The organism is Protofrankia sp. CiP1_Cm_nod4, from assembly GCF_982290645.1.
Genome location: NZ_CEVIVC010000133.1, coordinates 4,209 through 4,649 on the forward strand (window position 1 = coordinate 4,209; position 441 = coordinate 4,649).

The following is a 441-nucleotide window of genomic DNA, read 5'->3' on the forward strand; positions in this document are numbered from 1 at the left end:
CCCGACCCGTGCCCCTCGTATCCCGACCCGTACCCTTCGTACGCCTGCCGGGACCCGGCCCGCCCGCGCCGGCCGGGCCGTCCGCGCCCGCCTCGCGGGGCACGGTCCGGGGCGGCACCGGCGTGGACGCCGCCCTGCGCCGACAGCCGCATGACCGCCTCGAGGTCGTCCGCCGGGGATGTCCTGTTCCGCTGCTGGTGGCCGCAGGTCTCGCAGCGGTGGAGCAGGACGGTTCGCCCGGCGCGCACCTCCACCGCGACCGGACGCATCGGCCCCGTGCAGTCGGCGGCCCGGTCACCGGGGTTGACGTCCACGTGCCGGGACCACAGGCAGCGCGGGCAGTGGTTGGTGTAGCCGTCGCCGCGCACCGGCGTCCCGCAGGCAAGGCAGTGGAAGTCCTCGGCGGTACGGGTGAAGCGACGGGTCACCGCATGACAGTAA

Annotated in this window: 1 protein-coding gene; it reads right to left on the reverse strand. The window is 75.7% G+C overall.

Annotated features, from left to right (window positions below):
* A partial coding sequence (locus tag AC5LSR_RS19535) for an RNHCP domain-containing protein (RefSeq protein WP_493468783.1) occupies positions 1 to 428 on the reverse strand: 428 nt, incomplete at its 3' end.
* Positions 429 to 441: the final 13 nt, after the last annotated feature.